Genomic DNA, 18,909 nt, shown 5'->3' with positions numbered 1-18,909 from the left:
AGAGATAAGCTGGCACAGGAGAGAAAAAAAGCACTCGCAAATCCTAAACTAATGTATGGCAGTTCTGACGATATTAAGTGAGGTTTATTAATTAGGAATACTCCTCCTAAGCAGATCGGTATTAACGGCAGGATTCTTAATGCGACAGGGTTCCCTTTTCTAAGGGAAACCCAGCAAAAGAGAATAGCCGTGAAAAGAGGAGAGCAATAGAATAGGGCTTGCGCTGTGGCTACGGGGATTTTTTGCGCGGCTAGTGTAAAAAAGACTACCGCTAGAATGCCGGAAATGGATCGAGCGCTTGAGTATGCTGGACAAGAAGTTTTGAGTCCAATTCCTTTGATTAAAAGGCAGGCTAAAGAAAGTACAGCAAGCGGAAAATAACGAACAAACAATATTTGTCCGAGCTCTAAGGTCCCGTCAGTTAATTTAATAGAGCAGGTGACACAAGCCGAGAAAAAGCCGGACAGTAATACAAACAAACTGTAGTTCGGTGTTTTGTTCCGGCTTTTCATATGAGAACAGTATTAAAACTTATGATTGACTCCCAAAGCCACCTGCCAAGCATTTACCAAATTGGCTTTGAATGGAAGACCGCTTGCCTTAAGCGAAGCAGATGAAGATAAAAGTTTACCTCCATCAGCATACCCCGCCATCCCGTAAACATAAGTGCGTTTGCTCAATGGATATTCATAGGCGGCATTAATATTCCACGAGTTGTACTTACTCTCTTGACCGCTCTTTACGGCTTTTCCGTCAAGTTTTCCAAACAGTATCTTTCCGCCGAATTTTAAGATGCCCCCGCCTAATGGTGTCGCAGAAGAAAGAAGAAGTACGTGCTGATGTCGTTTATCTTCCTGAGTTCCGTACTGATAGCCGGCAAAAATTTTAGTGATGCCGAAGTTGTACGAACCGCCGGCGGTTACAACGTACGCAGGCTTTAGAGCTGCTGAAGATTTATTGTCAATAGCCTCAAAAATCACTTCTGCATTTAATTTGCCTTGGTCGAACATACCTCCGATGCCATAGTAATGATTGTTTTTCGACCATTTCTCTTCATCCGTCGTTGTTCCATTCGAGTACATTGCACTAAGTTTGAGACCACTTAGGGACGGACTGACATAGACAATAGCGTTGTTAAGACGGCTCTGATTGAATGTATAAGCTAAGAAAGAAGCGGTTCCATACCCAATGCCAAACACACTGAACTTCGAAAGGTTAAAGTCGCCCGTACCTCCGGAAAGGGAGACAAGTCTTCCGAAAGCGACTTTCCCGAATGGTCCCGTGATGTCTAGGTAACTTTGCCGGTTAAAAGCGCCGTTTTGTACAACCCCGTCTTTGCTCCAAGTATTGAATTGGGCACCGGTGTCTAGAAGAAATCCTTGCTCCAGATCAAATCCAATAGAGTAGCCGTTGCCTAAATCTTCTCTGCCTCTAATACCCACTCGGTTTCCCATGGAGAAGCCGGAGGTGGAGTCAAACATGGTATCTTGGCCCTTAGCTTTGTAAGAAGTAATTGCGGCATCGATAACACCATAGATCTGTACGTTGCTTGGTGTGGCAACTGCTATGGCCGGCAGCAAACATACTCCCCATAAAATCTTTCTCATAATCTTGCTCCGTGATAACAGGCGGAAGCAGTCATTAGATGCTTCCTCCGAATATTAATTAATCCCAGTACAGAGAATGACGGGTTGCAATGCCGCACATATTATTGGGCTGAAGCATGAAGTATCTGTTCCAGTTGGGTTGGACACTTACATAGTTTTTCCCGTTGGAATCCACACCTGTGTAAGTAATCATGTACCTGTCTGGCATGTTTTCGGCTTTGCTGGGATCTTCCCAGTAAATAGCCTGCCGTTTGCCGTTTGCTTCCTTAGCGAGTTTCTCGGCCTCAGCCTTAGTGACCATCTTCCCGCCGCCGTTGTACATTTTTTCAATTTTCTCTAAAGCTGAGGTAAGTGGTTTTGCACCTTGCTGAGGATGAGACTGTCCGAAAACCTGCTGATTTTTGTAAGAAACTAACTTGTTAATCAAATTGTCCGGGGAGGAAGCAGGATGCTTGGCATCTAAGAAAGGATATGCAGCTCGGCCTTGCTGGCTGACTGTGAATGCACAGTTTGTATCTCTTAAAGCTTTTTGATATCCGGGAGCTTCTTCAAGTTTAAATCCTGGCTTGGAAGAATCAATGCCGTAATCGCCATAGACAAATGCATTCTTTGGATTAACCATTAATGGTCGGTAGAAGTAGCCGATGATGATCATCTTCTTAGGATCTACAACATATACGTCCTCATAAGACATAAAATCTCTGATAGCTTGTTCTTTCGCTTTGGCAAGTTCTTTAGGGCTTAGTTTTGGATCAAATTGCCATAACAGGTTCCACTCCTTAATAGTTGTTAAGGACTTGCTCATGATGTTTTCTAAGCGTTTGAGAGCGGCGGCATCTTTCTCAGGATCTCCGGTGTTTATGGATTTTGAGGTAAGGACTTCAACAGGACCATCAAATTGGACACCATAGCTATCGTAGTAGTTGTAACCATGATCTTTGATCTCGCTTTCTCTGAGTTGTTTAACCCATGCAACTGAAACTCCGGTACCTGATTTGCTTGCGCGAAGGATTTTGCCACTGTCTTTTGCAGTTGTACCGTAGAAAATAAATTTACCGGTCTTTGGGTTGTAATCGGTAGTTAATTCAGCCGTAATGTTTTCAGGACGGTTGCCATACGATGTAGCAATGGCATACATATTTCTTCCGCCGCTGATCTTCTTTCCGTCAAAAGTGCTGGGTCCTGTATACAGAAAGTCCGCGGCCATATCTGCCAATAACTTCTTGCCTTCAGGAGTTTTTGTCAGAACGAATGCTCCGGAAGTGGCTTCACGTTTTTGAGTTGCGCCTGAGATTGCTTCAACCTGTTGAGAGGCAGAGACGACTGCCTCAGGAGAGGACGTCTTAGCATAGGAAAGGGAACAAAAGGCTAAAAAAACCGAAGCAGAAAGTAAAGATAAGGGCAAGGCTTTAATTGTCATAGTTGACTCCTAGAAAGGATGAGTGAGAGGTTTTATCTAATTGTATGAATAATTGTTACAATAGAAAATAGCAAACGTCACAAGACCAGAATTGCGTTTTTTGTTAAGTCGCTATGTCAAAAAGAGATGATCCTTTTAATTCCCGTCACGTATTGTTTCTTTTATCAATTTCTGAAACTGGCGCTATCGCAAAAAGCGGTGAAAAGTTTGATTTATCTCCATCAGCAGCTAGTCGGCTGTTGGAGAAATATCGGAAATACTTCGCGGATCCGCTTTTCGTGATATCTAAAGGAGTCCTTCTTCCAACTTCATATTTTTTGCGGATCAAACCTCGTCTGGAAGAATTCCTTCATTTATCAGAAAATATTAGGAATAAAGAATTTGATTTAGCAGGATGTCAAAAACATTTCAAGTTTTCTTGTTCTCCTGGATTTGCTCCCTCATTAATGGCTTATGTTCTTCCAAGGATGATGAAGGAAGCTCCTCTCTGTTCTATTGAGCATGTCAGCATTGCTGACAATCCTTTATCCGTTCTCATGGCAGGAGAAATTGACTTGTTAATTGGAAGAGCCATTGGCCTTCCTCCACAGGCTCACTTCTCGGATTTGGGAACTGGGAAAAGATGCATCCTCTTAAGAAAACAACACCCTTTGGTAAAGAAAAATCAATTGGAAGTACTAACTGTTGACGACTTAGCAGAGTTCCGGCGTGTTTCTCTTTCTTCCGGAAGAAAACAAGACTGGCTCTCTCCGGATGACGAAATATTTTCAGGAAGAAATAAAAACTCAAACATATTCTTTAAAACCGACCGGCCGGACATGGCTTGGAAAGCGATGACGGAAAGTGATTTGTTTCTCATTTGTACCACAGGAAGTGCGGATATTGCTTGTTCTTTGTATCCTGATTTGACAACACTGCCTCTGCCTAAAGGACTCAAACTTAACGGCCCCAAAATGGCCATTATTTGGTCCGATCTGAGACATAGAGATCCTGCTCATAAATGGTTTAGAGATCTGTTCTTAGAATGGACAAAAGGGCAGGAATTAAAAACAAAAGAACCTTGAGAAGGGTAGAGCTGGACCAGTATTTAAAGGGGTAAGAGTTCACGTCTCTATGAGAAAAGCACACTTTAAAACCAGCGAAAATTTTTAAATCATGTAAGGCACACTATTTACATCCTCAACTATCTCCATCTCACCAAACAGAACCATTGCGAAGTTTCTATTTTTACTGGGTCCGAAAATTTGTTGTTTATGGGGGATTTAAACTAGTCGCTTGACACAGATTAGATTTTCAAAAGATTGCATATCCTGCAAAAAGGCTTTTCCATATCAGCATACTCATTTAGCTTCCTTGGCTTCATAATGTCCATTATTTCTCTAATCCTGAGGAAGTGAACATGACCAAAGTTTTTCGATTTTCTGCTCTCGCAGCATCTTTTCTTCTTATTGCCTCTTCTGTTTGCGCTCTTGAGACAAGCGTTAAACCAGCGATAACCAGCATGGAGGCGCCTACTTCTTATATGACAGTGGGCAATTCCTATACTTACTACTCCAGTGGATTGAACGGTGCCATTAATGGATTAATCAAAGCCGCGGGCATTAAAGTTAAACGCAACCGTATGGTGACAATCGGAGCCGCCGATCTTGGATGGTTTAACGTTTGGGAGCTGGTAAGACCGTCCGGAATGGCTTCAACTTATGTAGACCATAGTGACGGCGGCAAAATTAAAAAATTTGACTTCACTAAGGAAAAAGTTTTTGACGCTGTTATTCTTCAGGACAACAGTACTGGTCCTATCCATCCGCAAAGAAAAGAAGTCTTCGAAAAATACGCCAAGCAGCATGCTTATGATTTGAGATGTTTCGGCATTCAGCCTCTCATCATGATGACTTGGGCGAGAAAGAATAAACCGGAAATGACCGCACAGCTTGCCGATGCGACGACGAAAGTAGCTAATGAAGCTAATGCCATGGTTATTCCTGTTGGTTTAGCGTTTGCCGAAGCTATCAAGGCAGATCCTTCGCTTGAACTTTATCGTGCGGATAAAACTCATCCTTCGCCGGAAGGTACTTATTTGGAGGCGTGCGTAACCTTTGCCACTATGTTCCATCGTTCCCCTGTAGGACTCAAATATTACGGCATAGAAAAAGTAGATCCGAAAACAGCTGAATTCCTTCAGACGGTAGCTTGGCAGACAGTGTGTGAATTTTTCGGATGGCAGAAGTAAACCGAAATTACTTAGAATTAGTCTTTCTTAATTGCACTTGGATAAAGAATTGAATACTGGTTGGCGGGAAGAGCGTTTTTGGGAGTTCTTCCCGCTTGCCTTTTGAAAAATGCAATTTCAATACCTTTTAAAAGATAGTTCGGCATCTTTTGAGGTCTTAACTCTATCCTGCTTTTTTCTAATTTGTTAGAAGCTAGTCGAACGAAATTGAGGTCCCGGTCTTCTAGTTTGTACGGTCGTGAAGAAAATTTTGAATTCTCCGCTGACGTTTTTCCAAGAGGAGCAGGCGGAGCTGTAGCAACCACCGCTACTATCGCCGTTGCTGCTTCAATTGCCGATGCTGTTCGTGAAGCTTTGGTTATTATTTTGGGAAAACAGACGCTTGTTGCTTTGAGCTTTATCCTGTGAATGAGCAGATTGATCGGAAAAGGAAAGAAGCCTCTTATACGATTGCGGAGCATTCATAAAAAGATTTCCGCCAATTATCTGAAGTGCCATCCAAATGCTCATTAGCTCTTTAAAACTAAGGAAGTTGACATGTTCAAGCTTTTTCAATTCTCTGTTCTTTCGGCCTCTTTTCTTTTAATTGCATCTTCCGTTTCAGCTCTTGAAACCAGTGTGAAACCTGCGGTAACAAGCATGGAAGCTCCTTCTTCATATATGCTGGTCGGCAACTCCTACACTTATTACTCCGGCGGATTAAATGGAGTCATTAACGGTCTAATCGAAGCGGCTGGCATTAAAGTTAAGCGCGATCGAATGGTGACAATAGGAGGAGCAGGTCTTGGATGGTTCAATGTTTGGGATCTGGTCAGGCCGTCAGGAATGGCATCAACTTATGTAGATCATAGTGACGGCGGAAAAATTAAGAACTTTGACTTTACGAAGGAAAAAGTATTTGACGCTGTTATTCTCCAGGACAATAGCCGGGGTTTTATTCAACCTCAAAGGCAACAAGTTCTTAAAATATACGTAAAGCAGCATGCCTATGATTTGAGATGTTTTGGAATTCATCCTCTCATTATGATGACTTGGGCCAGTAAGGACAAACCGGAAATGATGCCTCAGCTTGCCGATGCGACGACGAAAGTTGCAAATGAAGCTAATGCCATGGTCATTCCTGTTGGTTTAGCATTTGCTGAAGCAATCAAGGAAGATCCTGCACTGGAGCTTCATCGCACAGATAAAACTCATCCTTCACCGGAAGGTACTTATTTAGCAGCTTGCGTAACTTTTGCCACTATGTTTCATCGTTCTCCTGTAGGACTCAAATATTACGGAATCGAAAAAGTCGATCCAAAAACAGCAGAATTTCTCCAGAAGGTAGCTTGGCAAACGGTATGTGAATTTTTCGGATGGCAAAAGTAAACAAAAATTCTCTGGAAGCAGTCTTTCTGAATTGAACTTGGAGAAAGACATAAGCAGTGTCTGAGGGAAAGTTCTAGTGTCAATCTTTCTGTTTTTGAAATGATTCTTCATTTGCAATATTTCTTCTTCGGTAAAGCGAAATCATGTCAAATAAGGAAATGAAATCATGTCAAATAAGGAAACGAAAACGTGTCAAATAAGGAAATGAAAACATATAACTAACTGAAATTTAGGACTTTTGCTGTATTTTCGTTTTTGGTCAGAATTAAAAAAATTAAAGGTCCTTAGACCGACCTGCAGCGACAAAATTTTTGAGGTGTTTTTTCGCGTAACAGCTGAATTCGAAAGCTGACTTCGCCCGATAGTCTTGAGACCTGTAAAATTCATTTTTTCGCGAGTAACTGAAATGATTGATAGAAGAGCTTTTGTATTTGCGTTAGGTACTTGTGTTGCGTATCCGTCCGTGTTTGCTTCCTATCCTAAGGAATGGACCAATGAGGCAGAGTCAGCCCTCAAAGATTATGTGCATGGCCTTGTGAGCCAGCCTTATCTGAAGGAACTCTTTAACGGAACTTTATCAAAGGCGAGCTTCAATTACTATCTAGAGCAGAACGTGTTCTATTTGAAGGTTTACGCACGATCTTTGAGTCTGCTGGCCTCCAAATTTTCCACAGAAGAAGAGATCCGTTTCTTCTCTCATCATTCCTCAGTGACCATTGATTTGATTTCCTACAGCAGAGAGACTTATCAAAGAATCAATCAAAAAGAGATGCCGGTCTTAGCAAAACCAGAGAAAACAGTTCTCGATTACGTTAATTTTGAAGCGGCTCATTGCGCCTTCTCAGATCTGCCGGTGGCAGCCTCGGCAATGTATCCATGTTTTTGGGTGTATTGGCAAATAGGCATGGAGTATAGAAAAATGAAAAGGGCAACGGAAAACAATCCTTATTCCGATTGGCTGGCAGGTTACTCAGACACCGCTTATGACGAGCAGGTTAAAAAATTTGGAAGGATTTTGAACCGATTGGCCGCAAACTCTTCACCTGCGACACGAAAGGAGATGCTCGCAGCTTTTGTTTCCGGATGCGGCTATGAAAAATCTTTTTTCGAGGCGTGTTACAAGGTACGGTAGTTAGCGAACTTGGTCGCACTAAAGCGTCAAACCGTTCCGGGCAGTTTCTTCTTGGAGCCGTTCGCCATGATATTGATTAGAATTCATCTCCGGCAGCAGTGAAAAACAGGTGATAAGTGAACTACCGCCGACTGAAGTCTGCAGCTTCACCGGAGCATGCTCCGGCTTCTAACGATCTTCTCTCTCCATAAGGAGTTCGAAATACCGTGGGCGTGTTCACAAAAACACCCTCATCGAGTCCGAGCAACTTTTTTAGCCACTCATCCCCGAGTTCTTTGCGTCCAATGTTTATGGCAGAATTCGTATCAGCGTTAATCTGTTTCCCTTGTTTAGTCAGATATAAGCCTCGCTTGATACGTTTGCCACTGAAAGTTTTCTTTACCCCCTTCTCATAATCCGGTATATCGTCAAAGTCTAAAGCACTTGCTTTGGATGTGTAACTCTCAGAAACTACACTGACTTCTATTCCGTACTCCTGACTTTTATAGATAAGCTGTTCGATCAATTTGGAATGCGGAAGATTTACGAAGTTCTGATTATTTCTTCGACCCATATTACTCAACTGCTTCCAAAATTTGTTTTTCCCAATGATGATACGACCGATGTCTTGTAATACGCAAAAATCTATAATGGTTCGACTTATTTTGTGCAAGGCATCATCAATTCTCCTCTGTCGTTTGAAAGATACTGATGCCAGATGTTTCAAATGTCCCTTGGATCGTAGTTGAGCTGCACGCTTGTTGTAGCTTTGATTGAGCATTTTCAAAAAACCGCCTTTAACCAAAATCGGTCTTGTTCCAGGTTTGGTCGATACGATAGCTGCGAAGTTATTGACGCCTAAATCAATACAGACTGCTTCTTGACGATTCAACGAGACTGTTCTCTCATTCTCCTTAATTTGATAGGTCAGTTCTACAACGAAACTGTTTCCTTTGGGGATAATCCTCAAGTCTCCCGCTAAACTGCCTGTAGCTTTTGCGTTGAACGACTGATTCGAACAACTCCTGACTATTATAGGATTGAAGCCGACTGTATCGGCTCCCGTAATAATCAGGCGATGGTTCTCAATCTTATAGCCGTTTCTTCCCACGCAAAATGTACGATATTTGTTTCGGTAGCCGGGCAGTTTTGGTTTACCTAAGAATTTCTCCGGATGCTTTTTATACTCCGCAGACGCTTTGGCAAAGGACTTGAACTGCTTGGCAACAATCTGACCTTGCCTTTGAGCCGAAGCTGCCGAAGGCATTGCTCGGTAATCCTGAGGGTATTGTTCTCGCAATGCTCGATCAAGCTCTGCTCGGGTATACGGAGATTTCTTATCGAAAAGACGATGACGTAAGATATATGAAGCACAATTGACGAGCTTCCTGGCTAATGAGCATAAACGAGCACATGCCGCCCAGTTGGGATGGTTGCGGTTGATAATGATTCGCTCTACTCTTTGAGGCATTATGGATTTCTATTCTTGAAGCTCATTGCGTTTTCAATCTGAAATTTCATCTCGTCTTCATCGTTGCTTATAGAAGAAGGGTGATTTTGGAGTCCATTTTGACACAAATGGGAGAAATCTTCAAAGAGGTGTGCCAAGACTATAATGCTGAACTTCGAGAATTTTCGGGGGAATCGGATCACGTTCACTTATTGGTGGCAATTTCCCCTACGGTAAGAATTTCAGATTTAGTGAGGACTCTAAAATCAGTCTCCTCCAGAAAAATCCGACAAGAGTTCAGTCAACAAATTCGTTACTACCTATGGGGAAAGAAGTTTTGGACGAGAAGTTACTGCGTGATTTCTGTGGGCGATGGAGCCTCGACACAAGTCATTGAGAGTTAAAAATGTTTCTTGGCGTTCTTTTCGGTGTGCTCGGATGTGCGCTGTGGGGGCTAATTTATATTGTTCCGCTTTGGCTCCCGGATTACTCTCCGGCGACTATCGCCATGGGACGTTTTGCCGTCTACGGTGCATGCAGTCTCGTACTCTGTTGGCACTATAGACGAGAGTTATCTGCGCTGAAGGCGTCTGACTGGTTGAAGGCATTTTGCCTTGGTTTTTTCGGCAACGCCGTCTACTATATTTTTCTTACGCAAGGCATTCGCTGGGCTGGAGTTCCTACATCTGGAATGCTGATGGCGCTTATTCCGCTTAACGTGGCGCTTTTGACAAATCGGCCCGGCGCAAGGACAAGTGTCGTGGTTCCTTGGCGCCGTCTATGGCTTCCGCTTCTAATGATTCTCCTCGGTTTGTGGATTGGCAATATTGACGAGTTTTCTGAAATTTCTTCTCAAACTTCTTCTAAAGAGTATTGGCTTGGATTCTTTTGTAGTTTCACTGCGATGGCACTTTGGACATGGTTTCCGATCCGCAATAGTCAGTGGCTAATTGCCCATCCTAAGGTATCACCGGTGGTTTGGACTTGTGCTCAGGGAGGTTCAATTTTTCCAGCAGCAGTTCTTTGTTTTTCGGCCGTTAATTTTGACTCTTGGATGAATGGAGCTTCATTTTTTGGTCCCGACCCTGTTGTGTTCATCTGTGTAATGTTGATCGCGGGACTTGCCTGTGGCTGGGGAGGAATGGCACTGTGGAACATGATGAGCGCTAGGTTGCCGGTTGCCCTAAGCGGTCAGATGATTGTTTTCGAGACGATCTTCTCCGTTATTTACGCGTTAATTTATAAACAACAAGCACCGGGATGGACGCTCGTTGTCGGAATTGCTCTTTTATTAAGCGGAGTGTCTTTGTCTCTGAAAGTCTTTCAGGATGCCTCTCGTCCATACTAATCAAGTATTCTGATTTTAATAGCACAGGTTGTAGAAATACTTTTCCGAAAAAAAAGTAAGATGCGGGGCAGAGGACGCTTCAAGTTAATCGATTAGCCCAAGAAACCAGAAAGTGAATAATTTTCTTTGGTTGTTTCAACTAAAAGATAATAGCTAGAGTGCAACAGACCAGAGGCATATCCCAAGACAAATAAGAAGTCCTGTATTTTGAGTGTTTGGCTTCAGCCATAAAGGAAGTTCGCTTCTTCTGGCTTAGAGCTAGGAAGAAGTCATAATTTCTGCAGTATTGTCGGGGTGATGAGACAAGACAGCGAAAAGGTTATCAGTACTAAGCAAAACCTTGGCGGGACTACACTTTACTCATCTGTTTCTTCACTGGCTCGGCTACAAGAAGATAATGAATGCTGAAAGACTCTCAGTAAAACTCCGAAGGCCGCTGTAACGTTTTAAAGGCATTCTGAGTTTGAACGATATAATTAAAAAATCAAGAGAATTCACCTCTAATCTTGCGGCACATCACCAGAAAAAATTATTGGATTGCAGGCCTTCTTATCTTTTGTTTTATCTTTCTTTGTGGTGAAGGCCTTGCTGCAGTGTTGCCCGAAACAACTGTATCCGTCAACAAAGAGGCCGCTGTTGGCAAGATTAAAGACAGCACGGTTCGAGTTGGAATCTTGGATACTATTGATCCTTGGTTTTTTGTATGGTCATTTGGTGACACGATGGAGCATCTGCGTCGCCAAATTCCTAATAAAACAATCAAAAGTTCCGAGTTGTCGTACCAGCAGCTGGAAAAAGCTATCGAGAATAAATCTATTGATTTCTTTATTGCGCCAAGCGGCTTTTTTGCAAAGGTTGCTGAAGATTCCGGTGCACGCCATCTTGCAACGTTCCATAGAGAGTCGGCTCTGGATCCGGGAAAAGCCGTCGGCTCAGTTTTCGTAAAGAAAAAGGGCGACTCAAGGTTTCAGTCTCTTAAAGATTTAAAAAAAGCCGTACTCAGTATTTCAGCTCCAACCTCCTTTGAAGGATGGATTATTGCTGCCGGAGAGCTGCTGAAAGAAGGCCTCGAACCGGAATCTCTTTTATCCAAGGCAATCTTTACGGGCTACGGTCTTCCGGATGTTGCAACTCTTGTTTTAAACGGCAGCGCCGATGTCGGTATTCTTAAAGCTTGTGAGCTTGAACGCCTTATTCTAGAAGGAACGATAAACCGGGATGATTTAGAAGTGATTGAGGAGAAAAATCAGAATCTCCTTAAATGCAAAGTTAGCTCTGAACTTTATCCTGACGTCGTTTTCGCATCTTTGCCTCATGCGGGCTCAGATCTGGTGCGTGATTTCTCAGTTGCTCTTTTTACGATGCCTAAGGTTGGAGAGGGTCGGTGGGGATTCGCCAGCGACTTCGGTAATGTCAACTCCTTATATCGATCATTAAAGATGGGCCCGTACGAGTATTTAAAAGACTCTGCTCCATCGGCTCTTATTTACAAGTATCGTTTTTTCTTTTACGGACTTGCTGCTCTAATTATTCTTGGTTCGGCCTACATTATTTCAGTCCAAAGAATAGTGAACTCTAGGGCCAAAGCTCTCAGAGAAGCTTTAACTAAAGCGCATGAAGCTCAGGAAGAGGCGAGGGCATCCCAAGAAAAGCTTTATCAGTTGGAAAAAGCCGGCGTAGTTCAGGAGCTGTCGGCTATGTTTGCTCACGAAGCTCATCAGCCAATTGCTTCTTTAATGAATTATGCAGGTGGGTTGCGGATGTATCTCAAACAAGAACAAAAGGATCCTTTAGTAGAAGAGGCCTTGACCGAGATATCTTCCCAGGCGGATCGACTGTCTCAAATCATTATGAAAGTTCGATCTTATGCTAAGAGAGAAGAAAAACATTTTTCTAAGATTGACCTGTCTGCTGTTGTCAGCAATGTTATGCGGCACGTAGAGAAAACAAAAAATAGCCGGGTTTCTTTTAAGAAGAAAAATCTGAGTCTGTCGGCTTCTTCAAAAAGCGAGACATACGTTTTTGGAGATTCTCTTGAATTAGAGCTGGTGCTTGTTAACCTTATCAAGAACGCCTTAGCAGCAACGGAAAATCTTTCTTCTCCAAAGATTTCGTTAACTATTGAGGACGAAGGTAAATATTGGTTGCTGTGCGTCGAAGACAACGGAAGAAAATTGACGGAAGAAGAGTTTTCTCGTTTAACGCATCCTGTGAAAAGTCATAAGGCTGATGGTCTGGGACTCGGATTAGCTATCTGTAAAGTAATTGCTGAGTCTCATGGCGGCAAATTAGTATTTAAACAAAATTCGAGAGCAGGCTTAAAGGCGTGCCTTCTCGTCCCGAAGTTACTGGAAAAAGAGGATCAGGAAGTTCTATGAAAGAGCCATTTTCCCAAGAGTTATCTCCTTTAGTCAGAATCGTTGATGATGAGGAAACTGTCCGAAACTCCGAAAAATTCATTTTTAGGATCATTGGGCTGGAATCTGAAACTTACGGAAGTGCGGAAGAATTTATAGACAGAGTTGACGAGACCAGACCCGGATGCATTGTCGCTGATCTGCGCATGAAAGAAATTAATGGATTAGAGATGATGACCATTCTGCGTTCTCGTGGGATTAAGCTGCCTATCGTTTTCTTAACGGGTCATGGAACTGTCGATTCTGCTGTACTGGCCTTGAAAAACGGAGCATACGATTTTCTGCAAAAGCCTGTTCAGCCCGAAAGGCTGCAGGAGATAGTTCTTAAAATGATTGAGATTGATAAGGAAAGAAGGGCCAAGGAAAAAGCTGTCGAGGAAAAACAAAGATTGTTGGCAACTCTTACGGAAAGAGAGAGACAAGTGCTTGAACGGGTTGCTCTAGACCAAATGAACAAAGTCATTGCCTGCGATCTTTCGATTGCTGAGCACACAGTAAAAATTCATAGAGCTAATGCCTTACGCAAACTTGGAGTACGGACAGCAATGGAAGCGGCCAATTTTCTGAAAGAAGCGAGAAGCAATGAATAAAAATAATTCTTCTGTTCTGACTCAATCCCGAAGAAAATTTGTCAGAAGAAGTGCAATAGGGCTTGCTGCGTGTATGGCTCCTTTTAGTTGCTTTGGTTTTCCGAATCCCTTCGATTGGTCTAAAAAATTTCAGTTCGATGTAATCGTCATTGGTGCCGGTGCAGCTGGCCTTGCTGCCGCCGTGGAAGCGGCCGATGCAGGCGCCAGCGTTGTAGTTCTGGAAGCAGCCCCGAAAATTGGAGGAAACACTCTAATTTCGGGCGGTTTTTACAGCGCAGTGGATTCCAAAAGACAGACTCAGCAAGGAGTGGAGGATTCGAAAGAACTTTTCTTTGAGCAGACTTTTACTTTTGGAGGAGAACATGCCGATCAAGAATTGGTACGCCATTTAGTGGAACATGCTACTGAAGGATTGGAATGGCTGGAGAAATTGGGACAACACTTTAAACCAGAAGTATTTGAACTTTACGGAGCTCATTGGACCCGGAGCCACATTCCTGTTTTGCCTTTAGGATATGGGTACATAAGAACCTTATCGGGAGCAGCTCTGAGTCGAGGAGTTCAAATTAAGGTCGAGCACCTCGTAAAAGACTTCACTGTTAAAAATGGCAGAGTAACGGGAGTGCTCGTTGAGACCGAGGGTGGAAGGCATAAATTTAAAGCTGACAAAGGCGTAATAGTTGCATCCGGAAGTTTTGCGGCTAATAATGAGTTAGTAAAGCAATTTGCTCCCCGGCTTTCAGATCTCACCACCAATAACACGCCGTACAGTACCGGTGAAGTCATGATGGCAGCCCAAAAAATTGGAGCTCAATTAGTTGATATGGAATACATTCAGTGCCTGCCTGGTTGCCCTAAAGGTAAAAAGTACAGAGTCCGCTTCCACAATGATGTTTCTTCTTTTATTTTTCTGGATCATGACGGGAAACGCTTTATAAGAGAAGATGCTCCCAGGGATGAATTACGTGATTCGGTTATAGCTCTTCCTCAGGGCTACGCCTATACCTTGATAGACGGAGTAGGTTTTAAAAAAGCAGGAATCCTAGTGCAGAAAGAGGCAGTTCTTGCTTTGGAGGGCGGCGAAGCTTGGCGCGCGGATACCGTTGGCGAACTCGCCAAAAAGCTCGGCATGCAGCCGGAAATATTGGAAAAGACGGTTGAAGAATATAACGAAGGAGTAATAAGCTGCAACGATAGACTCGGTAAGAAAATTACGCCTCAAACTCTTGAAATTAAGAAACCTCCTTTTTGGGCAGCCTATGCAGGTATGACTCTGCATTACACGGAGGGCGGGTTAAAAATAAATAAAAAGGCCCAAGTTTTGGATAAAGAGAACAAACCAATTAAAGGACTGTACGCCGCAGGAACGGTAACGGGAGGGATTCACGGTAAAAATCGGCTTGGCGGGAACGGTTTAGCCGATGCTATTGTTTTTGGGCGTACAGCGGGTCAACAAGTTGTTTTAAATGACAACTCAAAAGAGTAGGATTTGCCGGTGATTTGAATCTTTCTTTTATACCTTTCCATTGAAAGGGCCCGCTAAGCGGGCCCGATTAAGTTAAAAATTAGAAATAAGTTGGTTTACTTGCCGGCCATTGTTTTAGCAGCAATATGGCCGAAGACCAATGCATCTGGAACAGCGTTGCATCCAACACGGTTTGTGCCATGCACTCCGCCTGTTACTTCACCGGCTGCATAGAGACCTGGGATGACATTTCCTGCGTCATTTAACACTTGAGCTTTGGTGTTAATCTTGACGCCGCCCATCGTATGGTGGACGGATGGAGTCATCAGTGTGGCGTAGTACGGGCCGCCTTCATTCAAGCGGTGGTCATCCATACAGGTCGGACGCCCCATTTCGTCTCCCGTGCCTTTTTCACAGAACTCATTCCACTTCTTGACTGTGGCAACCAAGTTTTTACCATTAATGCCGGCTTTCTTCGCCAATTCTTCAAGAGTATCAGCCTTGAAAGATTTTCCGGAATTCAAAATATCTTCAACTTTAACGCCGTAGGCATTTCTTCCGTCCTTGTCGACAAGTGCGCGCTTGGCAGAAGAAATGACGTAGAAGACACCGCCGGGCTGAGCGAGGTTGGCTTTTGCCAAGACGTCGCGGCGTTCCGATTCGTTCACGTAGCGTTTACCGTCTTTATTGACGTAAATGCATGAGTTTTCGCCGAGTTTGAAACTGGTTGCACCTGTAGTTGGATCGCCTGCCGGGAACAACTGGATCCATCCCATTTGAGTCAAACCTGCACCGGCCTTCTTAGCTAATGTGATACCGTCGCCTGTTGCCGAGGGAAGGTTGGTGGAGGGAGTCGATTGACCAAGTTTCTTATTCCATAACTCATCGTATTCGTTGCGCATCTTAACGTTAGCACTGAATCCGCCGGTAGCTAAAAGAACACTGTCTTTTGCGTTTAATACATACCGTGTGCCGTTCTTATTCTTAGCAAGCACGCCGGCAACTCTGCCGTCTTTGATGATCAGGTCGTTAGCTGCAGTTGCGGTAATAATTTGTACAGGAAGCTTTTTCGCCTTGATGTACTCTAAGAAAGTATCCACGTAACCGACACCGGACTTGAAGTTAGTGGCGCGTTGGGTACGAGGCCAAAGAGCTCCGACGAATTGATTAGCTTTACCGTTCCAGTTGACGCCCATGGCTGCCAGCTCTTCCATCATTGGACGAACATTCTGGGTCAGGGTGTATACAAGCTCTAAATTGGCTTTCTTATCACCTGATTTCCAAGTTTGCAATGCGTGCAGTTCCGGAGAGTCGAATAATTTGTCGGAGCCGGAGGCTTTATATTCTTCCCATTGTTTCTTAACTTTGTTGAGAAGCTCTTCGTGAAGAGGATTCAGAACCTTTTCAGCAAGGATTCCTTCGACGATCTTCTTCTGTCCTTCAGTCATTGTGATATTTTCTTGATGGACATTTGCAACATTGAAGCAGCCGCCGGAAACAGAGGTGTTTCCGCCGACAAATCCATTTTTCTCAACAAGAACCACTTTCTTACCGGCTTTGCCGGCAGTTACTGCAGCAGAGAGGCCCGCACCACCGCCGCCAACAATAACTACATCTACATTCTCAGTAATGGTTTCATTGTGCATTGCAGGTTTAGGAGCCGCTTTGCTGAAGTTCTTCACGTCTAAGCCGGCTTCTTTCAGGCATTTGTTTACCGCACCTTTGATAGCAAAGCTAGATAATGTTGCTCCGGAAATATTATTTACGTTGGTAGTTTGGTACTTAACAATTTCCGGGATTAATTCTGTCTTGGTTTGATCAGCTACCGGATGAGTTTCTGACCAATCTAAAACTTTAACTGAAGCAATTTTGCTGTCTTTAATAACGACCTGGACTTTGATTGATCCATTACGGCCAACTTCGCTCGCTACATAAGTACCGTCTTTAGCAATGGCAGAAGAATTTATTCCAAGAGACAACAAAACCGCTGAGGCAATGATTGTAAGTTTTTTCATCAGTTTCTCCTTAAAGGACAAAGACAGTATAGATTTCCGAGAATTTTCTGAAAATTGAATCTTGGTTCTAGTACTTTGGTTCTAAATGTAGTTGGACTTTTCTCTAGATTCCTAATTCCAGCTGAAAAGGCCGAAGGTTAATTGAAGACCGTGGTGTATGTGTACAGGGCTGAGATTAGGACAGGATAATTAATTACAACGCTGTAGCCGACGAAGAAGATGATGAGATGTAGTCTTGCCTAAGGAGTCGATCCCGTCTGATGTACATCCTCATAGAGGCAATCTTTCAGAAGAGTGTTTTACAGGCTCAACTGAGAAAAAACACCGAAGAGAGTTTGATTAAAAATTAACTCGTTAACTATTTTTTGTGAACGAAGTAGATAGTTACAGCGGTCATTGCCAGAACGACTCCTACGCCCACAGCTAATGTGGCCATCCAAAGCCAAAAGTTCATTTTAAATACCGCTTTTTAACAGATACCAAAAGAAATGCACAAGGAAAAATCCTAGCTCGACGGAAGCTCTCAACTATCTCTCCTGAAACTTCGGGGTGCGAACTGTCCCAAGAAAACTACAATTTTTACTAGAACTGTAATCAACTATACCGTAACTCTCTTTAAAGAGAAACTTGGTAAACAATCAAGAAGCTTAATTTTGAGCTTTCTCAGAATTTCAGTTGCACCACCCTGGGAGCTAGGATCTATATGACGTTGCTTCTCCGGTCTTCTGCTCTCATTGCGTCCAAATTGTAGAGTGGGTGTCAGAAGGTATATTTTAAAAGTAACTATCTGGAATTCTCTAATAGTTGAAATTCCTTCGAACTTGGCTAAATCAAATTGTATTTTGAATGATTATTTATTCATCGCACTTAACAGGATAGTAGGGCGAGGGTCGCCCGCATTTAAGTGTTCTTCCGTTCTTGTCTTGTATTGTGAATTCATATAACGGATCTTTCGCCAAGTTCTCCTCCCTTTGTCGGCGATGGAATGCCGCCCAGTCGGCATAAGCATCTTCTACACTGATGGAATTCTTTACCTGAGCTTTAGTGCGGTAACGACATTCGTAAGGAATATATCCTTTGTAGCAGTACTCAACTGAGTAAGGAGAAAAGGCGATTTCTTTAAAAGAATGCCCAAGATGATGCATATATTTGAAGGAAGAATAGACTTGACATTCCTCTGCTGCGGCATTTTTTGGCTTTTTGCACTGTTTGGCTTCTGGATGATCTTCTTTAAAGCTTCTGGATTGTTCGAGATAGCCCAACAAACTCCGAAGCTCGGAACAGTCTCCCAGTGCATCTTTATAAAAAAGAAAGCGAGTAGAGACGGGTGCCCGACTTTTCAGCTGAAAGGTATCCATGGTCTGTTCAATCCAAGATTTTTCTCCCAACTCCTCTTCACGGACAATGACTAAAGGACATTTTTTTGATGAAAGGTCGTAAACATAGGTGGTTTTCTTTTCTTCTTTGATGAGTTTTGAAGGCGTAACTTCAAATACTTTCATTATCTCGTGAAGGTAATCGGGTGAAAGAGAATAACATCTGATTATTTCTTTCGGCCGAAAATTATCTGCATGGCATGGTGGCACGGGCATTGAATGAGGGGCTCCCCAAGGAGGATTCACGTACAAGGCCTCCATCAAATCCTTACGAAAATATCTTGCTTTATCGTTAGGTGCTTCGGAAGAGAAAGCGTCAAACGGATCAGGCGCGGCGCAGGAAGTGCATAGCAAAAGACACGCGCTCATTAGAACGTATTTTTTTAACATATCAGTTAATTATTTCACTCATTCCTAAAAATTATAGACTGAGGTATGATTTGGCTCTACGGAGATAACATTGACTAAAAGATCCTCCTTCTCCTCTAGGAAGCGCCCAGTAGCTCAATGTT

At 43.2% G+C, this 18,909-nt stretch carries 15 protein-coding genes; 10 read left to right on the top strand and 5 right to left on the bottom strand.

The features are described from left to right. Positions 1–524: 524 nt before the first annotated feature. Positions 525–1,607: a porin gene (locus tag ACYQ4O_RS09095; RefSeq protein ID WP_460175399.1), complete on the bottom strand. Its 1,083-nt coding sequence runs from the start codon at positions 1,605–1,607 to the stop codon at positions 525–527. Between the two features lie 58 nt (positions 1,608–1,665). After that, a complete protein-coding gene (locus tag ACYQ4O_RS09090) occupies positions 1,666–3,027 on the bottom strand; it encodes a hypothetical protein (protein WP_460175398.1) in 1,362 nt (453 codons plus the stop codon). Positions 3,028–3,140: 113 nt separating this feature from the next. Here ACYQ4O_RS09090 and ACYQ4O_RS09085 point away from each other — a divergent pair, with 113 nt between their 5' ends. The 5 genes from ACYQ4O_RS09085 to ACYQ4O_RS09065 all read left to right on the top strand — a co-directional run bounded on the left by ACYQ4O_RS09085 (position 3,141) and on the right by ACYQ4O_RS09065 (position 7,757). Beyond that, positions 3,141–4,091, top strand: a complete 951-nt coding sequence (locus ACYQ4O_RS09085; RefSeq protein WP_460175397.1) for a LysR substrate-binding domain-containing protein — start codon at positions 3,141–3,143, stop codon at positions 4,089–4,091. Positions 4,092–4,426: 335 nt separating this feature from the next. Further along, the gene (locus tag ACYQ4O_RS09080) at positions 4,427–5,257 is read left to right on the top strand and encodes a DUF4886 domain-containing protein (protein WP_460175396.1); all 831 of its coding nucleotides are present in this window, start codon (positions 4,427–4,429) and stop codon (positions 5,255–5,257) included. Positions 5,258–5,485: 228 nt separating this feature from the next. Next, the gene (locus ACYQ4O_RS09075) at positions 5,486–5,665 is read left to right on the top strand and encodes a hypothetical protein (RefSeq protein ID WP_282164119.1); all 180 of its coding nucleotides are present in this window, start codon (positions 5,486–5,488) and stop codon (positions 5,663–5,665) included. 129 nt (positions 5,666–5,794) lie between these two features. Beyond that, positions 5,795–6,625 carry a DUF4886 domain-containing protein gene (locus ACYQ4O_RS09070; RefSeq protein ID WP_460175395.1) on the top strand — a complete coding sequence of 277 codons (831 nt, stop codon included), beginning with the start codon at positions 5,795–5,797 and terminating at the stop codon, positions 6,623–6,625. 406 nt (positions 6,626–7,031) lie between these two features. Beyond that, positions 7,032–7,757, top strand: coding sequence for a TenA family protein (locus tag ACYQ4O_RS09065; protein WP_460175394.1), 726 nt, complete (start codon positions 7,032–7,034; stop codon positions 7,755–7,757). A 121-nt stretch (positions 7,758–7,878) separates the two neighbouring features. Here ACYQ4O_RS09065 and ACYQ4O_RS09060 read toward each other — a convergent pair whose 3' ends face one another. After that, complete coding sequence (locus ACYQ4O_RS09060; RefSeq protein ID WP_460175393.1) at positions 7,879–9,207, bottom strand: RNA-guided endonuclease InsQ/TnpB family protein; 1,329 nt, start codon at positions 9,205–9,207, stop codon at positions 7,879–7,881. Positions 9,208–9,212: 5 nt separating this feature from the next. Between ACYQ4O_RS09060 and tnpA the strand changes: the two genes are divergently transcribed. The 5 genes from tnpA to ACYQ4O_RS09035 all read left to right on the top strand — a co-directional run bounded on the left by tnpA (position 9,213) and on the right by ACYQ4O_RS09035 (position 15,027). Further along, positions 9,213–9,590, top strand: a complete 378-nt coding sequence (tnpA, locus tag ACYQ4O_RS09055; RefSeq protein WP_369524841.1) for an IS200/IS605 family transposase — start codon at positions 9,213–9,215, stop codon at positions 9,588–9,590. 2 nt (positions 9,591–9,592) lie between these two features. After that, positions 9,593–10,534: a DMT family transporter gene (locus ACYQ4O_RS09050; protein WP_304703231.1), complete on the top strand. Its 942-nt coding sequence runs from the start codon at positions 9,593–9,595 to the stop codon at positions 10,532–10,534. A gap of 593 nt (positions 10,535–11,127) precedes the next feature. Then, a complete protein-coding gene (locus ACYQ4O_RS09045; RefSeq protein ID WP_460175392.1) occupies positions 11,128–12,912 on the top strand; it encodes a sensor histidine kinase in 1,785 nt (594 codons plus the stop codon). Next, positions 12,909–13,541: a response regulator transcription factor gene (locus tag ACYQ4O_RS09040; protein WP_277037441.1), complete on the top strand. Its 633-nt coding sequence runs from the start codon at positions 12,909–12,911 to the stop codon at positions 13,539–13,541. The genes ACYQ4O_RS09045 and ACYQ4O_RS09040 overlap by 4 nt, the downstream gene beginning before the upstream one ends. Then, positions 13,534–15,027 (top strand): FAD-dependent oxidoreductase, encoded by a 1,494-nt coding sequence (locus ACYQ4O_RS09035; protein ID WP_304703229.1) that lies wholly within the window; start codon positions 13,534–13,536, stop codon positions 15,025–15,027. Before ACYQ4O_RS09040 ends, ACYQ4O_RS09035 begins: the two co-directional genes overlap by 8 nt. A gap of 95 nt (positions 15,028–15,122) precedes the next feature. Here the strand turns inward: ACYQ4O_RS09035 and ACYQ4O_RS09030 are convergent, their stop codons facing one another. Both ACYQ4O_RS09030 and ACYQ4O_RS09025 read right to left on the bottom strand, forming a co-directional pair. Further along, positions 15,123–17,021 carry a flavocytochrome c gene (locus ACYQ4O_RS09030; RefSeq protein ID WP_460175391.1) on the bottom strand — a complete coding sequence of 633 codons (1,899 nt, stop codon included), beginning with the start codon at positions 17,019–17,021 and terminating at the stop codon, positions 15,123–15,125. A gap of 854 nt (positions 17,022–17,875) precedes the next feature. Further along, on the bottom strand, positions 17,876–18,787 hold the full coding sequence (locus tag ACYQ4O_RS09025; protein WP_460175390.1) for a hypothetical protein: 912 nt from the start codon (positions 18,785–18,787) through the stop codon (positions 17,876–17,878). Between the last annotated feature and the right edge of the window lie 122 nt (positions 18,788–18,909).

Source organism: Turicimonas sp. TL08, from assembly GCF_054660695.1.
Note: the sequence above shows the minus strand (reverse complement) of the source record. Positions and strands in the feature narration are given on the sequence as shown.

Bases quoted from the DNA above. Each gene is read 5' to 3' on its own strand.
- ACYQ4O_RS09095 (WP_460175399.1), bottom strand. From the start codon at position 1,607: ATGAGAAAGATTTTATGGGGAGTATGTTTGCTGCCGGCCATAGCAGTT.
- ACYQ4O_RS09090 (WP_460175398.1), bottom strand. From the start codon at position 3,027: ATGACAATTAAAGCCTTGCCCTTATCTTTACTTTCTGCTTCGGTTTTT.
- ACYQ4O_RS09085 (WP_460175397.1), top strand. From the start codon at position 3,141: ATGTCAAAAAGAGATGATCCTTTTAATTCCCGTCACGTATTGTTTCTT.
- ACYQ4O_RS09080 (WP_460175396.1), top strand. From the start codon at position 4,427: ATGACCAAAGTTTTTCGATTTTCTGCTCTCGCAGCATCTTTTCTTCTT.
- ACYQ4O_RS09070 (WP_460175395.1), top strand. From the start codon at position 5,795: ATGTTCAAGCTTTTTCAATTCTCTGTTCTTTCGGCCTCTTTTCTTTTA.
- ACYQ4O_RS09065 (WP_460175394.1), top strand. From the start codon at position 7,032: ATGATTGATAGAAGAGCTTTTGTATTTGCGTTAGGTACTTGTGTTGCG.
- ACYQ4O_RS09060 (WP_460175393.1), bottom strand. From the start codon at position 9,207: ATGCCTCAAAGAGTAGAGCGAATCATTATCAACCGCAACCATCCCAAC.
- ACYQ4O_RS09050 (WP_304703231.1), top strand. From the start codon at position 9,593: ATGTTTCTTGGCGTTCTTTTCGGTGTGCTCGGATGTGCGCTGTGGGGG.
- ACYQ4O_RS09040 (WP_277037441.1), top strand. From the start codon at position 12,909: ATGAAAGAGCCATTTTCCCAAGAGTTATCTCCTTTAGTCAGAATCGTT.
- ACYQ4O_RS09035 (WP_304703229.1), top strand. From the start codon at position 13,534: ATGAATAAAAATAATTCTTCTGTTCTGACTCAATCCCGAAGAAAATTT.
- ACYQ4O_RS09030 (WP_460175391.1), bottom strand. From the start codon at position 17,021: ATGAAAAAACTTACAATCATTGCCTCAGCGGTTTTGTTGTCTCTTGGA.
- ACYQ4O_RS09025 (WP_460175390.1), bottom strand. From the start codon at position 18,787: ATGTTAAAAAAATACGTTCTAATGAGCGCGTGTCTTTTGCTATGCACT.